The 18,247-nt window shown below is 64.7% G+C and carries 9 protein-coding genes; 4 read left to right on the top strand and 5 right to left on the bottom strand.

Features of this window, described 5'->3' with window-relative positions:
• Positions 1 to 140: 140 nt before the first annotated feature.
• The 4 genes from ACFV9C_RS43760 to ACFV9C_RS43745 all read right to left on the bottom strand — a co-directional run bounded on the left by ACFV9C_RS43760 (position 141) and on the right by ACFV9C_RS43745 (position 9,131).
• Positions 141 to 1,451: a hypothetical protein gene (locus ACFV9C_RS43760; protein WP_380203875.1), complete on the bottom strand. Its 1,311-nt coding sequence runs from the start codon at positions 1,449 to 1,451 to the stop codon at positions 141 to 143.
• An 83-nt stretch (positions 1,452 to 1,534) separates the two neighbouring features.
• The gene (locus tag ACFV9C_RS43755; RefSeq protein WP_380203873.1) at positions 1,535 to 6,595 is read right to left on the bottom strand and encodes an AAA domain-containing protein; all 5,061 of its coding nucleotides are present in this window, start codon (positions 6,593 to 6,595) and stop codon (positions 1,535 to 1,537) included.
• 367 nt (positions 6,596 to 6,962) lie between these two features.
• Positions 6,963 to 7,664: a DUF4352 domain-containing protein gene (locus tag ACFV9C_RS43750; protein ID WP_380203871.1), complete on the bottom strand. Its 702-nt coding sequence runs from the start codon at positions 7,662 to 7,664 to the stop codon at positions 6,963 to 6,965.
• A 48-nt stretch (positions 7,665 to 7,712) separates the two neighbouring features.
• The gene (locus tag ACFV9C_RS43745; RefSeq protein ID WP_380203869.1) at positions 7,713 to 9,131 is read right to left on the bottom strand and encodes a Fis family transcriptional regulator; all 1,419 of its coding nucleotides are present in this window, start codon (positions 9,129 to 9,131) and stop codon (positions 7,713 to 7,715) included.
• Between the two features lie 177 nt (positions 9,132 to 9,308).
• On the opposite strand from ACFV9C_RS43745, the gene ACFV9C_RS43740 reads away from it, so the two are divergent.
• The 4 genes from ACFV9C_RS43740 to ACFV9C_RS43725 are packed head-to-tail and all read left to right on the top strand — an operon-like array spanning position 9,309 to position 17,154.
• Positions 9,309 to 11,183: a hypothetical protein gene (locus ACFV9C_RS43740; protein WP_380203867.1), complete on the top strand. Its 1,875-nt coding sequence runs from the start codon at positions 9,309 to 9,311 to the stop codon at positions 11,181 to 11,183.
• 1 nt (position 11,184) lies between these two features.
• Complete coding sequence (locus ACFV9C_RS43735; RefSeq protein WP_380203865.1) at positions 11,185 to 12,807, top strand: type I restriction-modification system subunit M; 1,623 nt, start codon at positions 11,185 to 11,187, stop codon at positions 12,805 to 12,807.
• The gene (locus ACFV9C_RS43730; protein WP_380203863.1) at positions 12,800 to 13,987 is read left to right on the top strand and encodes a restriction endonuclease subunit S; all 1,188 of its coding nucleotides are present in this window, start codon (positions 12,800 to 12,802) and stop codon (positions 13,985 to 13,987) included. Before ACFV9C_RS43735 ends, ACFV9C_RS43730 begins: the two co-directional genes overlap by 8 nt.
• Positions 13,987 to 17,154, top strand: coding sequence for a type I restriction endonuclease subunit R (locus tag ACFV9C_RS43725; protein ID WP_380203861.1), 3,168 nt, complete (start codon positions 13,987 to 13,989; stop codon positions 17,152 to 17,154). Before ACFV9C_RS43730 ends, ACFV9C_RS43725 begins: the two co-directional genes overlap by 1 nt.
• A gap of 283 nt (positions 17,155 to 17,437) precedes the next feature.
• On the opposite strand, the gene ACFV9C_RS43720 is transcribed toward ACFV9C_RS43725, so the two are convergent.
• Positions 17,438 to 18,022, bottom strand: coding sequence for a hypothetical protein (locus tag ACFV9C_RS43720; RefSeq protein WP_380203859.1), 585 nt, complete (start codon positions 18,020 to 18,022; stop codon positions 17,438 to 17,440).
• Positions 18,023 to 18,247 lie beyond the last annotated feature (225 nt).

The raw sequence follows: 18,247 nt of genomic DNA, 5'->3' as shown, positions 1-18,247 counted from the left end.
TCATCGGTCACCACCAGCACAGCCTTCGGCCGACCCGTCCTCGCCATCCAGCAACCCTACAACTTAAAACACGAATTCCTGACTCAGGACACTAGTGTCGCGTAACGATGATCATCCAGGCGACACGACTTGTCATTGGCTCAGGCCTCGGGCTCGGCCGACGCAGCCGGCTCGTCTGGGGACGTCTCCATGGCGTTCGACTTGGTACGGCGGGGCACCCGGGCGCTGACGGCGCGTCCGATCCGACCGCCGCCGGCGCGGATGATCGCGGAACCTTCCCGCGACGCAACTCCACCCAACGCGCGGGCCACTTGAGCAGCCTCGACCGTCCGGGTCAGCGCCGCATCTCGTGCGTCTGCGAGGGTTGGGTCACCGATCGCTGTCAGTTCTTTCGGCGGTGTCGACCTGGTGGCTGACGCGAATTCGCGTATCAATCCGTGGAAAATGGTTACCTGCTTGTCAAGGCCGTTCTTGCTGAGGACCCGATGGATTTCCAGCGGGTCGATTCCACGACCCCGCTCGACCGCGGCCACCAGTGCCTCAACCAGTTCCTCATCGAGAACATGCTGAGCAACCAAAGACGCGCGCGCGTCGGCGAGCGCTGAGCTGATGTGCTCGGGTTCCCGTTGCCGAACCTGCTGCAAGCGTAGGTACTCGTAGAGATGCACTGACTGTTCCGCGACCAGGATCAACTCGAGCAGGTCGCGAACGTTCCCCGTCTCATCGTTGAACTGCCGGAATCTCGCCCCGCGGTCCGGGACGTTCAGCTCGCGGGTAACCTCCCCCACCTTCGTCCTGACGAACGCGCGCAACGTGTCGAGGTCTCGAGCAGTCAAGGCGCGCGTCCCCGAGACACTGTCCCAATCGGCGTCCAGCAAGTGACCCCTGTCCCTTGTTGCAGCCACGACGGCTGCGAGATGTCGGTAGGTCCCGATGATGTCGCCACGCAGCCGGCTATCCAGGTGACGGTTGATCTTGTCGACCTTGCCTTCAACGCGCTCAACGGCCTTCTGCACGTTCGCGATCGCGGAGCGCAGAGCCAGGGACAGAGCTGCAGTTTGCAGAGCCAAAGCCTGCTCAGCCACCAAGGACACCGGTTCGAAGGTAAGTTGGCCGGCGAACTTCCCACCGTCGAGCACATATCCGCGCAGCGCACCCGACCCGTCGAATTGCGCGCCGAGCGTCTTGACCTTCGTCAGGCTGTCCGCTGTGAGCCGGAGGTACTCGCCGGAGGTGGCAGCCAGCGCGGCGCCAGTGGCGCCTACCGCCGCCAGATCGGACAAGGACAGACGCATTCGCGATGCCGGCGCGACGTCGGCCTCGCCCAGCAACCGGTCTATCGCGAGCTCCACCACGTCCTGCTGTCCCTGGACGAAGATCCCGAATTCGTCGATGTTCACGAAGATGGCGTCATCCTCTTCGGGCTGCGCTCCAGGCGACAACTCGGTCATGCGGTTCTGCCTCTCTGAACTCCACCAGGTCGTGCGCGCTGCTGTCGTAGCGCACCAGTCGTGTCTATTGCGGCCCTCGGCGGTCAGTCAATGACCTCGACTATGTCCGCCTCCTGGGTGCCTGATGCCGTGTCGTAACGAATGCTGTCGCCGAGTTGGGCATGCTCGAGCGCCTTGCTGAGTTCTGTCATCGGACTCAGAGGTGTTGCGCCGACGGGGATCCAGGCGCCGTGCCGAAGCGCAGAGACGATCAACCGCTCGATGTCCGACTCACCGCGGTAGCGAAGTCCAATGATGCAGCCCGGCGTCACCCACCGACTGCCTTGGTTCAGCTGCTCCACAACCGACTGCGCCAGCACCCAGCCGAGATAGTCCAGACGGTCTTCCAGTTCTTCACGGTGCTGCTCCTGCCTTGCCAGTTCGACGGCATGAGACCGCGAGTCGACTGCGTGGACCGATGGTGGATCGACCAGCCATTGACTGACCGCCTCGGCCTCCTGCCGTATTCGGTCCCGCGCAGTAGCGGACAACAGCATCTTCCCGTTGCGGAATCGCTGCTCCCCGGGCATCACCGGTTCTTCGACAACCAATCCTGCCGACGCAGACGTCTCGGGCACAGCTGCGGTCGGCGCATCGGAACGCGGGGAGTCGAGGTCCAGATCGAGTGGAACTGCCAGCGCTGCGACTTCCGTGACTGAGTCGGTCTCGGCAGCCGGGTCGTACACCAAGGGCCGGATGTCGAGCGCTTCGAGTAGTTGCCACAGCGGCTCGAGTGCCTGCTCCGGATCACGGAAGAAGGTACTGCCGCGAACGCGCCAGAACGTCCAGCCGACCCGTTCGAGGTCTCGCTGCCGAGCAGCGTCGCTGTCCGCGGTTTCGACATCGTGGAACGCATCGCCGTCGCACTCCACCGCAAGGCGCTTCGTCCCACCCTCGACGACCAGGTCGATCCGGTAGCCACCGACCTTGACCTGCGGCCGGACACGAAACCCACGTTCGCGCAGAGCAATGAACACTCGCTGTTCGAAGAGACTGTCGAACGCCGCGTGACGGCGGTCCGGCCCGACCTCGCCGAGGTCGAGGGCATCCTGCTCGAGCGGTGGTTTGAGGAGATATTGCAGGTAGCGCTGCCGCAGGTCCTTTCCGGACAGATCGCCGGGCTGCACACTGTGGAAGAGCCAGACCTGGTCCCGCGCCCGCGACGCTGCCACGTTGAGCCGCTGCTGATCCGACTCCTTGCTGAGGGCACCGATCCGGACAGGCCCAGCAGTGGACTGCAGACTCGACACCATCGACATGAAGATGACATCTCGCTCGTCGCCCTGGAAAGCTTCCGCGTTGCCGGCACGCAGCTTGCGTTCCTCGACTACTCGGACGCCGAGCACATCCACGAGCCGCTGGATGATCAGCCGGTCCTGGCTATGCCCCAGTAGGGTGATGACGCCCATCGTCTTACCGTCGTACGCCGGATCTGCACAGCACTTCTCGATCTGGCTGACAATCTCGTCAGCCTCACGCTCGTTGACATAGTCACGCGACCCCGACACCACTGCACCGTTGACGTATGTCGTCCGCAGCGGAGCCAACCGCTCGGCGCCGTACTGCCGCAACGGCACGAGCTCCCCGCGATAGCACAGCTCATTCGAGAAGCCGATAATTTCCGGCATACAGCGGAAGTGTTCCCGCAGCATGATCCGTGAGCCGGACATGCCGACCGCCTGATCGAAGAAGCTGCTTCGCGGCCCGAACAGCGATCGATGCTCCAGCGGACCGAGGTAGTTGTCCAGCAGCGTGAACACGGCTTCGAGGTCCAGGCCGACGTTCGACGGGCTGACCTGCTTGTCGTCGCCGACAACCACCATGCGGGGAGCGAGCCAGGACAACAGGAGCCCCTCAGGGCCGGACTGGCTGGCTTCGTCGACGATGACGACGTCGAAAATGTTCGGCCGGTCGACCGGGACCGTATCGAAGACCCGATGCATCGGCATGATCCAGGCAGGAACCGCGCTCTGACACTCCTGAAGGTGTTTGCGAGCATCCTCACGATACCTGTTCGTGTATTTGCCGGTGGCCTTCCCGATCTTGCGCACCGCCTGGGAGTACATCTTCAGGTGAGTCGACTCCCGTGAGGTCATCCTTTGCAGCGCATATACCCAGCCGCGGTTGGTCGCGAGCCGCTTGAGTGCGACCTGTATGTCGTCCGTCGCCACGTCGAGGCGGTCCCGCCACCTCTTCTCCGCCTCGGGGTCGTTCTTGTCACGCAGCCGCTTGTCCCAGACCGACCACGCCCACGCCTCCATCAGCTTGGGGAGCCGCTCGTCCCAGATCGGGGCGGATGCTGTTTCCTCGATCTTCACCGCGAGGATCGGGGCAGCGTGCGCTACCCGGAGACGCGCCCGATCGAGCTGCTCGAGAACCGCATTCGCCGCGTGCGCGGTCTCGAACGCGTGGAATGCGGCACGGTAGTCAGCCGCGTCCCAACACCTGAGCGCCTCGGCTCCTTGACTCGCCGCCGATACGGCACCGGCCGATGTCTCGAGGTCGGCCAGCAATTCCTTGGTGCGCTCCGTCCTGGCCTGCACATCGTCCTGCAAGGACTGCAGTTCCACCGCGTCCAGTGCTCTCTGCAAACGAACTAGCCCGTCTCCGCGCAGGTCGATCGGCGGCATCGTCGCGACCGATTTCAGTCGTTGGTCGAGTGCCGATGCCGCGTCTGCAAACGTCAACACCTGCCCCAGGACGACGTTCTCATCGATCAGGACGGCAATCCGCTGTTCCTGCGGCCCGAACGGCGTGTGGCGGTATCCCCAGAGATCCTCCAACCGGGAGAGCTCGACCTCGGCCATCACGCGACCCCGCGCCGGTTGCAGCTGATCTAGATCCTCAATCGACCGACCGTTGACTCGGACGCACTCGAGGAGCAGCGCTGCGGCCTTTGCGGCCTTGGAGCGCCCGAGCAGACCCTTGATCTTTCCGCCGCCGGCGAGGTGTTGTTCCAGCGCGGTGACCTGCCCGACCGCATCAGCGAGCTCAAGACGGTCAAGTCCGGTGACGAGCGATCCACCGACAGCCTGCAACCAAGACTGTGCGCCAGCGATACCAGCCGTGGTCGCCTCCGACCGCTGCCGCCATGAGCGCTCGCGTCCGCCTGTCACATCTCGAACGGCGTCTGCTAACCAAGGCTCAGGCCGACGGCCGAGATCCTGGCGCCGGCGGGCCAAGTCCGCGACACCGAAGCGGATCTGGGCACGTTCTGCTGCATTACATCTCATCAGGGCGGCGAACTCGTCAGTACGGCGTGCGTCCGCCAGCTCCTGCGCCCGTGCGCTCAACTCGGCACGACGCTCTACTAGGTGCTGGAAGTCGGCAGGCTGAACGATCTCGCTCAGGTCAGGTACGCGTCCACAGAGCGCACGCAGCTCCGGCGTTGCCCGACGGAGAAGTTGCAAGTAGCCCACAACGTCCGCAACGGTCAGGGAAAGCATCTCGTCGGGGTCCTTGTCGAACCATCCCAGAGTGTCCTGTTCGCCAGCAAGCCGCTCCGCGATCTGCTGCAGCGTTCCCGAGTAGTCGCCGATCTCCGGGGCGTACACGTACGTCTCCCGCTCGCGGATGCTGCGGAGCTCGGTCATTGCCTCCTGCTCGCGCGCCCGAGCGTCGGCGAGCTGCCCGCGGAGCCGTGATTCCTCACGTTCCGATGCCTTAGGGTTCGCTCGGTCGGCCTCGGCGAGGATGGTGGTAACAGACCGCTCGAGATCGGCTTGCCCTTTGCCCGCGTCGTCGGTCACGCTGACGCAGAGGTCTCGAATCTCGTCCGGTTGTTGCTCCTTCAGCACGGTGAGCGCCCGAGTCGTCGTGCTGGTGACCAGTACACGTTGCCCATGGGCCAGTAGGTCGCTGATCAGATTGGCGATCGTGTGCGTCTTTCCGGTTCCCGGAGGACCCTGGACCACGACTGTCTGATGGTCAGCCAGACGCTGCCGGATCTGCCGTTGCTCGTCGTTCGCCGGCTTCGGGAAGTACACCTCGGTATCGGCGTACGCCGACTCCCACGGAACCTGATCCACCTCCGAGACACGGCCGTCGGTGATTTGCGCGAACTGCTTGACGCCGGACGGCACCTCTGCACCCGCTCGCAGCTGCGCGATGATCTGCTCGCACGCGGCGACCAACGATCTCTTCGTGCGTTCCCGAAGGATCAGGGCTGGCGCGAAAGTGACCGCCGGCTGCCCGTCGGCGCCATGCTTGCCTCCGGACGGTGGCTGCATTCCGGGATCGAACGCAGCGTCCGGGCCGGCCCCGTTGACCCAGGTCCGCAGCACGCCTGCGATTCCATCCGGCTCGGCTGCCCAGGGGTCGTCCAGGCTGTTGAGACCGGCGCGGATCGCCTGGCGCACCTCGTCCGAGGCCGTGTCGGCGGGGGCAAGCATGTCTTCCTCCAGCACCGGTGCCCGTCCGTCCGGGGACGAAAGTACCGTCAATCTCCCCGAATCGAGATCGAGCTCGATCGAGGCAGGCATGGTGACCAGATGACGCTTCACGTCCTGACCGCCCGACCTCGACACCAGACATCCGAATCCGACAACGACCTCGTACGTCTCTGCGAGCGCTTTCGCGTCCTGGTAGACCTCGTAGAGGTGGTGATATGCCTCCCCTACGGCGGCACGCGGACGGTCGTCCGCTGCCCATGCCTGCCATTCCGGAGCCCACTCGTGCAGCGCAGACTCGATTCCGGGATGATCCTCGAGCAGCAGCTCCTCGGCCCGTGTCTCGTGGTCGTCCTCCGGCGTGACAACCTGGATCGCCTGCACCGCCCGGCTGCTCAACGTCGGCACCGTCTGGGACGAGTCACGAAGCGATCGCTCGGTGAGCCATGGCCTGAGTACATCCGGCGGGACCGGCGGCGCCATCCGCTCGACCCGGTCGATCGCGAGCCAGCTACCAGGCTCCTCGGTTTCAGCGCCGGATCGGAGCGCGTCGGTCGTCGGCAGCTCGCCCAGCCACATGACCGCGCGGTAGGCATCCACCGAACGCACGACACGCGTCCGGAGCTGCTGCAATCTGACCAGAAACTCGAAGATCCGAGCTGCACGATCGTTCAACGACCCGTCAGCTACGGCCGCCAGCGACGCGCCGATATCCAATGACCCCATAGTTTCCCCCAGGAGAACAGCTCTGCTCCCCGCATCGTCACCGCTGTAAGAAGCCCCGCCGACACTGTCGGCGCGACCGCCCCCACCGACCACCTAACCCGGCACCCCCTTGTTGATCGCGATCGGGTCCAGACCGTTACATCAGCCCAGACATCGTCGGCGAGTCTGGAGGACAGAACCGTCGGGCAACAAGCGTCCGCGGCAGCCAAGGGTCGCCTCCTTGAGACGAGTTGCACGGGCATGCTCTGCCGGACGGGCAACTACCCGACGATGTTCCATCAGGAGTTGAGCAGGACTGGCGTATTCCGCAGGAGACCGGCTCCGTCCCTCCCCGAAGCCGGCCTCCTCGCCATGCACGTCAGTTCGACAACTTGCCCTCGAAGTGGTTGCCCTCGTAATCCCAACCAGGCGCGACTTCGAGCTGGAGCGTCGAACTCACGTGAGCCTTCGGAATCGCGAAGCCGTACCGGGCGGTCTTCTTCTTGCCCGGCAGGATCGAGCCCTCGAACCCGCCACCCAAGTTCTGTTCGGAGTCGAAGACCGAATCGGCCTGATCGCCGTTGGGTCCACTGGCGAGCTTGACGTCGACGAGACCGGTGTCGAAGGTGTCCGACGACCCGTTCTGGAGCGTGACCGTGACAATGACTCCCACGTCGCCCGGCTTGCCGCCGGCGGCGTACTGGCCGATCCGGAACCGCTTGAGGCTGGTGATCTGGACCTTCATTCCGTCGCTGTAGTCGAACCACTGCGTGGCACCAACCTTCGCGACACGGTCTTCCTCGGTCGGCGTCGCGGTCGGTTCGGCGCTGGCCGGCGGCTCGCTCGCCGGTTCGGTCGGTCGGGTCGCCGACGACGTGACGACCGGTGCTCCAACCTTGGTGGCCGTGCTGTCCTTCGCGGCGTCGTTCACTCCGTTCGCCAGGACGGCGACGCAGCCGCCTGCGAGGACGACAAAGCCGACGGACAGCGCGATCATCGTGTTGCGCAGGACGTGGCGCCTCTTAACCGGCTGCGGCGGCAGACCGGGCTGATACTGCGGATTCTGCTGATGCTGCGACATTTCGTGATTCCCCCACCGGGTTTAGCTGAATGGACTGGTTGTGAGTTGTCAGGCGGCGCCGGACGCGACGCCGGTCAACGGAGCGGGCGCGGCAGAAGATCCGGCGAGAGCGATCAGAGCCTCGTCCAGCAGCCGGCGGATGGACGCGTTCAGGCCGGTGCACTCGCTGTCGATGGTTCCGGCGTTCTTCTGGATCCCGTTCGCGAGCTTCTTGACCTTCGCGATCCTGTCCAGCTGCGCGAGTGCTTCGCCGATCTTCTCCTCGGCCGTCGCGACTTCGCTGGTGCCGGTCCGCGAGGTCGCCGCGAGTGCGACCGTGCGGATCAGCAGTACGACGGTGCGCAGCAGCTCGGGGTCATCGCCGTTCGGGTCGAACGCCAGGACGATGCGCCGCGGCCCGAGGACGCGGATCGACTGCCCGTCGTTCTGCTCGGGCGAACGGACGATGCCGATGGCCGCGACTGCGCCACGGTTCCGCTCAGCCTCGTCGAAGTACTCTCCCCAGCCGGTCCGCGGCGAGTCGGTCATCTCGAGGACGACATGAGCGCTGCCGGCCGCTGTGAGGACACCATCGCCCTTCTTGCTCCGCGGTACGTGACCAACCTTTGCGGTTGTGTCGACGTACTCGTCGCCGAGTGCCGCCGCCATGCCGCGGAGCAGGTCGTGGATCTGCGCCTCGAACGAATCGCCCTTGATCGGGGTGACGTTGACGAGCTTCGTCTTCGCCTGCTGGACCTTGAGCATGGTCGTCAGCTCGTCCACCTTTGCCGCAAGCTCTCCGTGGTTCTTCTCGAGCTGCTGAGTTACCTTCTCCTGCTGAGCCGTCAGGCTGGCGGCGTGCTTGGCCATCGGCGAGGACGGGTCGGTCGGGTCAAACTGCTTCGCGGCCCGTTCGAGGAGCTCGCGTGTGCTCGTCCGGACCTGTGTCTCGAGGCCTGAGCCGAACTTGTCCAGTACTGGCTGGAGGCGTTCGAGGAGCTCAGGGTTGTCGCCACCGACGAGTCGCCTGATCTCGACGCTCAAATCGTTCTTGGCACCCTGAACGGCTGCGGTGAACTCCTTGCGACTCTGCTGATCGGCTTCGGTGATGGCCTTCTTCGCGTCGTTGGCGACCTTCACCACGGCCGTCGAGGCGTCCTTGACGGCAAGTTCGGTCAATGCGGCCGCTTTCGAGCTCGCGGCTTCCGTCTTCTCGCCGACCTCCTTGAGCATCTGCTCCAGCAGGCGCGCCTCAGAGGTCTGCGCCGTGGCAGCCAGCGCCCGCGCGCCGAGGAGGACCGCCTCGGTGGCGAAGGCCGACAGGTCGGCGCCGGCCAACTGCTTCGGGTCCTCGACGACCGGGCCCCGGCGGCCGGTGGTCCAGTGCTGTGCTTCGCGTACGACATCGGGTCCGGCGATGGTCATCGACTCGATGACGATCCCTGTCAGAGCGGCGTCGAAGTGCGCCGCGTTCTCACCTCTGGTCATGGGAAGGCTGTGCTCCTCAGTTCGGCGCCGTCCCGACGACGGCGATGAGAGCAGCATGGAAGCAACCCGCGTGTGCAGCAATGCGGACAGCTGATAAGCGGGCTTATCAGCTGTTTGTCCCGATTTGTGAAACGCCTGCCGTAATATCGGGCCATCAACGACCGAGGGAGGTGCGGGATGGAGCAACGGCCGACGCTGACGCTGACCAATGTGGCGCTTCTCGCCCGCGTCAGCCGGCCCGTGGTCTCGATGTGGCGCCGCCGCCCGCGGGCCCGGGGACAGTTCGTCCCGTTCCCCTCGGCGGTTGCTACCGTCGGCGGTATCGACCGATTCGATCGCGACGAGGTGGTCGGCTGGCTCGAGCAGACGGGCCGTGGCAACAACCCCGAGGCACGGGAGGACGCGCCCGCTCTGTCGATTCCTGAATCCGCGGACGCGGATGACGTCGTAACGCTGCTCTGTCTGCACGCCATGAGCGGGACAGAGCTGGCCGAGCTCGACACGGCCGAACTTCACGCACTCGCGGAGCAGATCGACCCTGCCGATGAAATCCTGCAGCGGGAGGTTTACCAGCTTCGCGCCGACACCGACCTGTTCGGGTACGTGGACGACTTGGTCGGGGCGTCGTACGGCGTGTCCGACGCCCTGGCGCGATTCGAATCTGGACGTCTGCAGAGGCAGGCGGGCGAGCGGGGGCTTGCCGAGGGGGTGGTGGAGTTGCTGTGCAAGGCCGGCGATGCCGCGCGGGCGCACCTCGGCGGCGAATCGATCGCCCTTGTGCCGCCGTCCGACCACCGACTCGCGAGCCGACTGGCCGAGCGGTTCCCCGCGATTCTGGCCGGTCCCTCCGCGTCGGGGCGCGAGCTGCGGCGCCTCGCCGTGATCGGCGGCTTCGAGGTGATCGGGGAGGCGCGCGGCACGGTGCGAGTCGTATCTGTGGTGGGAGAGTCCGAAGCGGTCGCGCTCGACGCCCTGGACGACCTGGTCGTCTCGCTGAGGCCGACCGACATCGGCATCGCCCTGGGTTCGGCCGCCGTACTCTGCGACGAACTGACCGGCAGCGGTGAGCAACGGCGAGCACAGACTCTCCGTGCGGGGAACCTCGCGATGGCGATCCGGCTGCCTCGTGGGCTCTGGAAGACCGCGCATCGGCAGAGCCTCGCGGTGTGGATCGTTCAGGGAGGGCGGCGTACCCGGTCACTCCGGATGGCCGACCTGACCTCGGAGAGTTTTGACCTGACGGACCTCGCGTCCGACATTTCGGCCGCCCTCAAGCTCACCGAAGCACGCGCCTACCGATATGCACGCGCCGGCGAGCTGGCTCCGGTACTGGCAGGCGGGCCGGTGGTGCCTCGCGGCATTCGGGCGGTCCGGCTCGGAACCGCAAGTTCCACCAGCCACCTCGACGAGATCCACACCGCGACCCTGACGACGAATGAACCGGTTCCCGGGTACGACGTCACAGCTGCACCCGCGCCCGGGCAGGTCCTGCTGAAGCAGCGGTCCCTCGGAGAGCTCGTCGCAGCGGGCCACCTTGCGATGAAGCGCGGCAGCCGTATTGATGTCACAGGGCAGGACCGCGAAGGGACCGTCCGGCTGCTGACTGCCGACGCGAGCGTCGAGGACGCCCGGCTTGACCCGTTGGACGCCGTACAGCTGTATCCCCGGGCGACGCGAACCGAGCCGGGCGACGTCATCTTCCGGCCGCGGCCGCGGCCGCTGGCCCGCGTCGACCTCGAGGGCGGTGCCTTGGTCGCGTCACCCAGCCGGATCCTCCGGCTCCGACCCGGCGCGACCATCGGTCCGCAGGCACTGGCGGCGATCATCAACCTGCTGGCCCCGCCCGGAACCGACTGGCAGACCTGGAGCGTTCCCGACCTCCACGCGCGTGAAGCCGAGGCGCTCGACGCCACGCTGGCGGGCGCCGCCCAGTACCTGGCGAATCTCCGGCGACACATACAAGCCACCCACGACCTCACCACCAGCCTCATTCGCGGCGTCGCGAGTGGTGCGGTCTCCATCGATCCCATCAACATCGAGAGAGCAGGCTGACGTGCCACCACGTAAGAAACAACCAGAGGCTCCTTCCACCATGAAGGAACTGAAAGACACGCTCTGGAAGGCGGCCGACAAACTCCGCGGCTCGCTCTCGGCCAGTCAGTACAAAGACGTCATCCTCGGCCTGGTCTTCCTCAAGTACGTCTCGGATGCGTACGACGAACGTCGCGAGGCGATCCGCGCCGACCTGGCCCGCGAGGGGTACGACGAGGAGCAGATCGCCGACCTCATCGACGACCCGGAGGAGTACCAGGGATACGGCGTGTTCGTCGTACCACCCGAAGCTCGGTGGTCCTACCTCGCCGAGAACGCCAAAGGGAAGCTGGCGGTGGGTGATCAACCGGAGCGGACGATCGGGTACCTCATCGACCGCGCGATGGAAGCGATCATGAAGGAGAACGAGAGCCTTAACGGAACGCTGCCGCGTCTCTATAACCGTGACAACATCGACCAGCGTCGACTCGGTGAATTGATCGACCTCTTCAACAGCGCCCGATTCAGTCGGCAAGGCGAGCATCGGGCGCGGGACCTGATGGGCGAGGTCTACGAGTACTTCCTCGGCAGCTTCGCCCGTGCGGAGGGCAAGCGGGGTGGCGAGTTCTTCACGCCGCCCAGCGTGGTGAAGGTGATCGTCGAGGTCCTGGAGCCGCACAGTGGTCGCGTCTACGACCCGTGCTGTGGGTCGGGCGGCATGTTCGTCCAGACTGAGAAGTTCATTTACGAACACGACGGCGATCCGAAGGACGTGTCGATCTTCGGCCAGGAAGCGAACGAAGAGACCTGGCGGATGGCGAAGATGAACCTCGCCATCCACGGCATCGACAACAAGGGCCTGGGCGCGCGCTGGGGCGACACGTTCGCCCGCGACCAGCACGCGGATCACCAGATGGACTTCGTGATGGCGAACCCGCCGTTCAACATCAAGGACTGGGCCCGCAACGTCGAGGACCCGCGCTGGAAGTACGGCGTACCACCTGCCAACAACGCCAACTACGCCTGGATCCAGCACATCCTCTCGAAGCTCGCTCCTGGCGGCCGAGCCGGCGTCGTCATGGCCAACGGCTCCATGTCCTCGAACTCCAACGGAGAAGGCGACATCCGAGCCCAGCTCGTCGAAGCCGACCTGGTCTCCTGCATGATCGCCCTCCCCACCCAACTCTTCCGCAGCACCGGCATCCCCGTCTGCCTCTGGTTCTTCGCCAAAGACAAGACCGCCGGCAGACAAGGCTCCACCGACCGCACCGGCCAGGTACTCTTCATCGACGCCCGAAACCTCGGCTACATGATCGACCGAGCCGAACGCGACCTAACCACCGAAGAGATCGTCCGGATCGGCGACACCTACCACGCCTGGCGCGGCTCACTGTCCGCGGCGACCAAGAGCCTCACATACAAAGACATCCCAGGCTTCTGCAAGTCAGCCACGCTTGTAGAAATCAAGGAAGCGAACTATGCACTAACCCCGGGCCGATACGTCGGATCTCCGGAGGCCGAGGACGATGGCGAACCACTTGACGCGAAAATCAAGCGACTGACAGACGATCTAGTCAAGGCATTCGAGGAGTCCACGCGCCTAGAGAAGGTCGTGCGTCGAGCACTGGGGGGTCTTGATGGCTGACGAAGTTCCATTTGAGACGCTTTTTTCCGAGCCTCTGCGAAACGGAGTGAGCTACCCGTCCAAGCAGCGTGGATTCGGATTTCCGATGATTAACATGCGAGAGATCTTCGCCTACGATAAGATTGGAGATCAAGAATGCGAGCTTGTTCCACTCACGAATACTGAGAGCGCGCAATTCATTCTCGAGGACGGCGACCTTCTGTTCGCTCGCCAATCATTGACATATGAGGGTGCCGGCAAGTGTTCACTAGTCTTGCCGAGCGTCGCGAGGCGAACCTGGGATAGTCACATAATGCGGGCTCGCCTTGATCACGAAAAGGCTGTGCCAGCCTACTATTACTACTACTTCAGATCACCGGAAGGTCGTCGCAACATCGAAACGATCGTCCAGCAGGTGGCCGCCGCTGGAATCCGAGGCTCTGACCTGAGGCGACTACTCGTTCCAGTACCGTCCACGGCTGAACAGTCGGCGATTGCGCAGGTGCTAAGTGCGCTCGACGACAAGATCGCCGCCAACCACACGCTCTGTCGGCTTGTCGATCAGCTTCTCATGGCGAAGTTTGGACGGCTGGCGGCTGAGCGTGACCAGGCGATGTTCGGCGAGATCGGAGCGGTTAACAGTACATCTGTCAAACCTCGGCCCGGGGGCGTGCTGCGCTACATCGACATCGCCTCGGTTGCTCAGGGTGAGTACGAATTTCCGAGCGAATCGTCGTGGGACGACGCACCTGGGCGCGCCCGCCGGGGGGTGAAGCGCGGAGATACGGTCTGGTCGACCGTTCGCCCTAATCGCCGGTCGCATGCTCTCGTACTCGACGATGATCCGCTTCTGGTTGCCTCGACCGGTTTAGCTGTATTGACGCCGCGAGAGGGACGCACGGCCGGTCTCTATGAGGCGACTCGAACTGATCAATTCGTGGGCTACTTGGAGAGCGTGGCTGAGGGCAGCGCATATCCCGCAGTACGCGCCGACAAGTTCGGTACGGCGCCGATTCCCGCGCTGTCTGCTGAGGAATGGGATCACTTCGAGGAGATCGCACTTCCTCACCGCCAACGAGCGCACGCAGCCAGCGTGGAGAACAGGGCTCTCGCCGCATTGAGGGATGCATTGCTACCCCTGCTGATGTTGGGGAAGGTGCGGGTTCGGGAAGCGGAGAAGTTTGTGAAGGGGGTTGTGTGATGGTCAGTGAGGCGGAGTGGGAGAGGGTTGCGCTGGATCAGCTCTTCGAGCACGGGTGGGAGCCGCTGCATGGGGTGGAGGTTGCGCCTGGAACTGAAGGTGGGCGGGTCTCGTGGGATGACATCGTGTTGCGGGGGCGGTTGCTGGAGGCTATGCGGCGGCTGAATCCGATGGTGCCCGCGGAGTACGTCGAGCAGGCGCTCGCGGAGATCGTGGCGCCGAAGTCGCAGGATGCGTTGGCGGAGAACTATCGGCTGCACGACATTCTGGTTCACGGGTACCGCGGGATCAGTTACATCGACTCCGACGGGATCGAGCAGAACCCGACGATCCGGCTCGCCAGTCATGTTGTCGAAGACAACGAGTTTCTCGCGGTCAACCAAGTGACGGTCCGGTCCTCGGAGTATGAGCGGCGCTTCGACGTTGTTCTGTACCTGAACGGCATGCCGGTCGTGGTCGTCGAGCTCAAGAAGGCCGGCTCCGAGCACGCGGATATCGCAGCGGCTCACGCCCAGTTGGCGACGTACCTGCGTGAGTTCCCGCTTGCCTTCCGATTCTGCGTGCTGTCCATCATCAGCGACGGCATCACGGCCCGGTATGGCACGCCGTTCACTCCGCTCAACCACTACTCGCCGTGGAACGTCGACGACGATGGCGAGCCGCTCAAGCTCGGGGAAGTCCAGTCCGATGAGGGGCTGGGCGTCGAGTTGGAGTATCTGCTGAACGGGGTCTGCAACCAGGAACGGTTCCTGCAGTTGCTGCGCAACTTCGTCGCCTTCGACGCGGGCGCCGACGGATACGCGAAACGGATCGCCAAGCCGCACCAGTACTTCGCCGTCACCAAAGCCGTCGGAACGACGGTGGACGCGGTCGAGAGCGACGGCAAGGCCGGAGTGGTCTGGCACACGCAGGGCTCCGGCAAGTCGATGGAGATGGAGCTCTATGCGCACGCGGTCAGCACGCAACCCAAGTTGAAGAACCCAACGATCGTCGTCGTCACCGACCGCAACGAACTGGACAGCCAGCTCTTCGAAACCTTCAACCGGTCGCGTCTCCTAGCCGAGACCCCGGTCAAGGTCACGACCCGTTCACAGCTCAGAGCCGAACTGTCTAACCGCACCACCGGAGGCATCTACTTCACGACTCTGCAGAAGTTCGGCCTGACAGAAAGGGAACGGCACGCCGGCCTCGATCATCCGCTGCTGACCGACCGACGCAACATCATCGTGATCGTCGACGAGGCGCACCGCAGCCACTACGACGACCTCGACGGGTTCGCCCGGCACATCCGCGACGCACTGCCGAAGGCCGCGTTCATCGCGTTCACCGGTACGCCGATCTCGTTCGCGGACCGGAACACGCAAGAGGTGTTCGGCTCCGTCATCGACACCTACGACCTGACGCGCGCCGTCGACGACGGCGCCACCGTGCAGGTGTACTTCGAACCCCGCATCATCGGCGTCAAGCTCGCCGGCGAGGTGAGCGAGGACCAGCTCGACGAGGCAGCCGACGAGGCCACAGTCGGCCTCGACGACGTCGAACGCGAGCGGATCGAGCAGTCCGTTGCCGTCATCAACGCTGTCTACGGCGCGCCGGCCCGCCTCGAGGCGCTGGCGGCTGACATCCTCAACCACTGGCAGAAGCGGTCCGAGGCGATGCTGCCGTTCATCACCTCCCCCGGCAAGGCCTTCATCGTCGGCGGGACGCGCGAGATCTGCGCCAACCTGTACGAGGAGATCATCAAGCTTCGTCCCGACTGGCACGACGACGCCGTCGACAAAGGCCTGATCAAGGTCGTGTACTCCGGTAACGCCACAGACACCGACCTGATTGCCAAACACGTACGACGCGACGGCCTGAACAAGGTCATCCAGAAGCGCCTGAAGGACGCCGAGGACCCACTACAGCTCGTCATCGTCAAGGACATGATGCTGACGGGCTTCGACGCGCCGCCGCTGCACACTCTGTATCTCGACCGGCCGCTCAAGGGCGCACTGCTGATGCAGACGCTGGCCCGCGTGAATCGCACCTTCCGAGGCAAGCCTGACGGCCTCCTGGTCGCGTACGCACCCCTGGCCGACAACCTGAACCAGGCCTTGGCCGAGTACACCAAGACCGACCGTGACAAGAAGCCGGTCGGCAAGAATGTCGGCGAGGCCGCCGACCTCGCTCGCACGCTGCTTGCCACCCTGGACCAGCTGTGCGCAGGGTACGACTGGCGCAGCAAGATCGAGCCGAGCACCACAAGCTGGATCAAGACGACCCTCGGGCTCACGAACTACCTCCGCTCGCCAGCGACTCCGGGCAATCAGTCGGTCGAGGGCGAGGAGACCCTCAACCAGCGCTTCCGGAAACTCGCGAACCAGCTCGCCCGCGCCTGGGCGCTGGCGTGCGGTGGCGACAACCTCGCCGACGTGCGGACCGCGGCGAAGTTCTACGAGGAAGTCCGCGTCTGGATGGCGAAGTTCGACGCCCAGGAACGGCAGTCATCCGGCCGGCCAGTGCCCGAGGAAGTTCAGCGGCTGCTGTCGAAGCTGGTCGCCTCCTCGACCGCGACCGGCGAGATCGTCGATATCTACGAAGCCGCCGGCCTGCCCAAGCCGTCACTGTCCGACCTCGGACCCGACTTCCAGGTCAAGGCACAGCAGGCCGAGAACGCCCACCTCGCGATCGAGGCGCTGCGAGACCTGCTGACCGAGGAGTCCGGCAAGGTGACTCGCAACAACCTCGTCCGCCAGCGAGCGTTCTCCGAGCGCATCCGCGAGCTGATGAACAAGTACACCAACCAGCAACTCACCTCAGCCGAGGTCATCGCCGAACTGATCGAGATGGCCAAGGAAGTCGCCGCCGAAGCCAATCGCGGCAAGCACTTCAGCCCGCCTCTGTCCGAGGACGAGCTCGCGTTCTACGACGCCGTCAGCACCAACGAGTCGGCCGTCGAGGTCCAGGGCGAGGACGTCCTAGCGCAGATCGCCAGGGACCTCGTCGAGGTCATGCGCCGCGACATCAAGACCGACTGGACGGTCCGCGACGACGTACGCGCCAAACTCCGGTCGTCCATCAAGCGGCTCCTGGTCAAGTACAAGTATCCGCCGGACAAGCAGCCCGGTGCCATCAAGCTGGTCATCGAGCAGATGGAGGCCATGGCACCCCGCTACTCAGCTTGAGGTGTAGACCCCTCGATCCTCTGTCCGATCACGAAACGCCTACCGTCGAGACGGCCGCGGAGAGCCATGGCCTTCCGCGGCAGGCGCTTGACCGACCTCGCTCCGGTTCAGAGCTCCTGGCTGGACGCCGTTCCGGCGATCGGTCATCCATACCCACCGTGAGAAGCGCAGTCGTTGACGATCCAGGGCATTCCGCAGCTCAGCCATCCAGCCACCACTCCGCGCCAGCCGTGTCGTATCTCGATCACGAGCCAGTTGACGGTTGCTCGACCTCGCCGGCGTGCTACGTGAGCTCCTGCTCCGCACGCTTGGCCGCTCGGCGTGCGCGTGACTCCTCGACCCTCACCCGTTCCCTCTCGTCGACCTCGTCCAAGGTTGCGGCGTCGATCGGGAACGGGGGCTGAGCGAGGCGTTCGGTGATGCCGAGATACGGACTCGAGGCAGCGAGGAGCTCGATCGATCCGTGGCCGGGATAGATCTCGCCGCCGCGCTCGAACACCTGCACCATCGGCTCATACGGATCCTCGAACTCAGGAAACCGCTCCTTCGGGCGATCGCCCAAAGAAGCCCACCGGAACATGTCGGTGAGCACCTGTTCCGTCCGGGTCCCGAGCCCGCGCCCGACCTTGGCCTCGAGGCGCAGTAGCCAGCCGGCGTTAGTCTCGACCGATGGATCGAACACCACCGCCAACTCGAAGAACGGCCACTGCCTCGGCACACCAAGCGCATCGGCCCAGATCGCCATCCGCCGCAAATACTCAAGCGCCAGCAAGCCCCGCGACGCTGAGTGCCGTTCCTCGGCCTCATGGTTGTCCCAGCTCGCCGCCGCCAGACGCATCAAGAGCCGCTCGCACGCTCCTGTATCCATCACATTCCCAGCCTCTCCTTCGCCACGCTTACCACTTCGGCCAGACTCGACAGGCAGTCCGCGACCCACAAGTCTCCTGAGGCCGACGCCACGGCACCGGTGAGTTTGCGAGATGAACAACTCCTCCAGATAGAGCCAGTCAGTCCGACGGCTGGCCAGAGGAACGGGTACACGGCGAGGCCCTGAGCAGTGTCACCATCGAACGCGAGCCTGGCGTGGGCGGCC

The sequence above is a fragment of the Kribbella sp. NPDC059898 genome, from assembly GCF_042730855.1.
GTDB lineage: Bacteria > Actinomycetota > Actinomycetes > Propionibacteriales > Kribbellaceae > Kribbella.
This window is presented reverse-complemented; position numbering and strand designations above follow the sequence as displayed.

What these genes read in the sequence shown, in the direction of transcription:
- ACFV9C_RS43760 (WP_380203875.1), bottom strand. Translation starts at nt 1,451, where the DNA reads ATGACCGAGTTGTCGCCTGGAGCGCAGCCCGAAGAGGATGACGCCATC.
- ACFV9C_RS43750 (WP_380203871.1), bottom strand. Translation starts at nt 7,664, where the DNA reads ATGTCGCAGCATCAGCAGAATCCGCAGTATCAGCCCGGTCTGCCGCCG.
- ACFV9C_RS43745 (WP_380203869.1), bottom strand. Translation starts at nt 9,131, where the DNA reads ATGACCAGAGGTGAGAACGCGGCGCACTTCGACGCCGCTCTGACAGGG.
- ACFV9C_RS43740 (WP_380203867.1), top strand. Translation starts at nt 9,309, where the DNA reads ATGGAGCAACGGCCGACGCTGACGCTGACCAATGTGGCGCTTCTCGCC.
- ACFV9C_RS43730 (WP_380203863.1), top strand. Translation starts at nt 12,800, where the DNA reads ATGGCTGACGAAGTTCCATTTGAGACGCTTTTTTCCGAGCCTCTGCGA.
- ACFV9C_RS43725 (WP_380203861.1), top strand. Translation starts at nt 13,987, where the DNA reads ATGGTCAGTGAGGCGGAGTGGGAGAGGGTTGCGCTGGATCAGCTCTTC.
- ACFV9C_RS43720 (WP_380203859.1), bottom strand. Translation starts at nt 18,022, where the DNA reads ATGGATACAGGAGCGTGCGAGCGGCTCTTGATGCGTCTGGCGGCGGCG.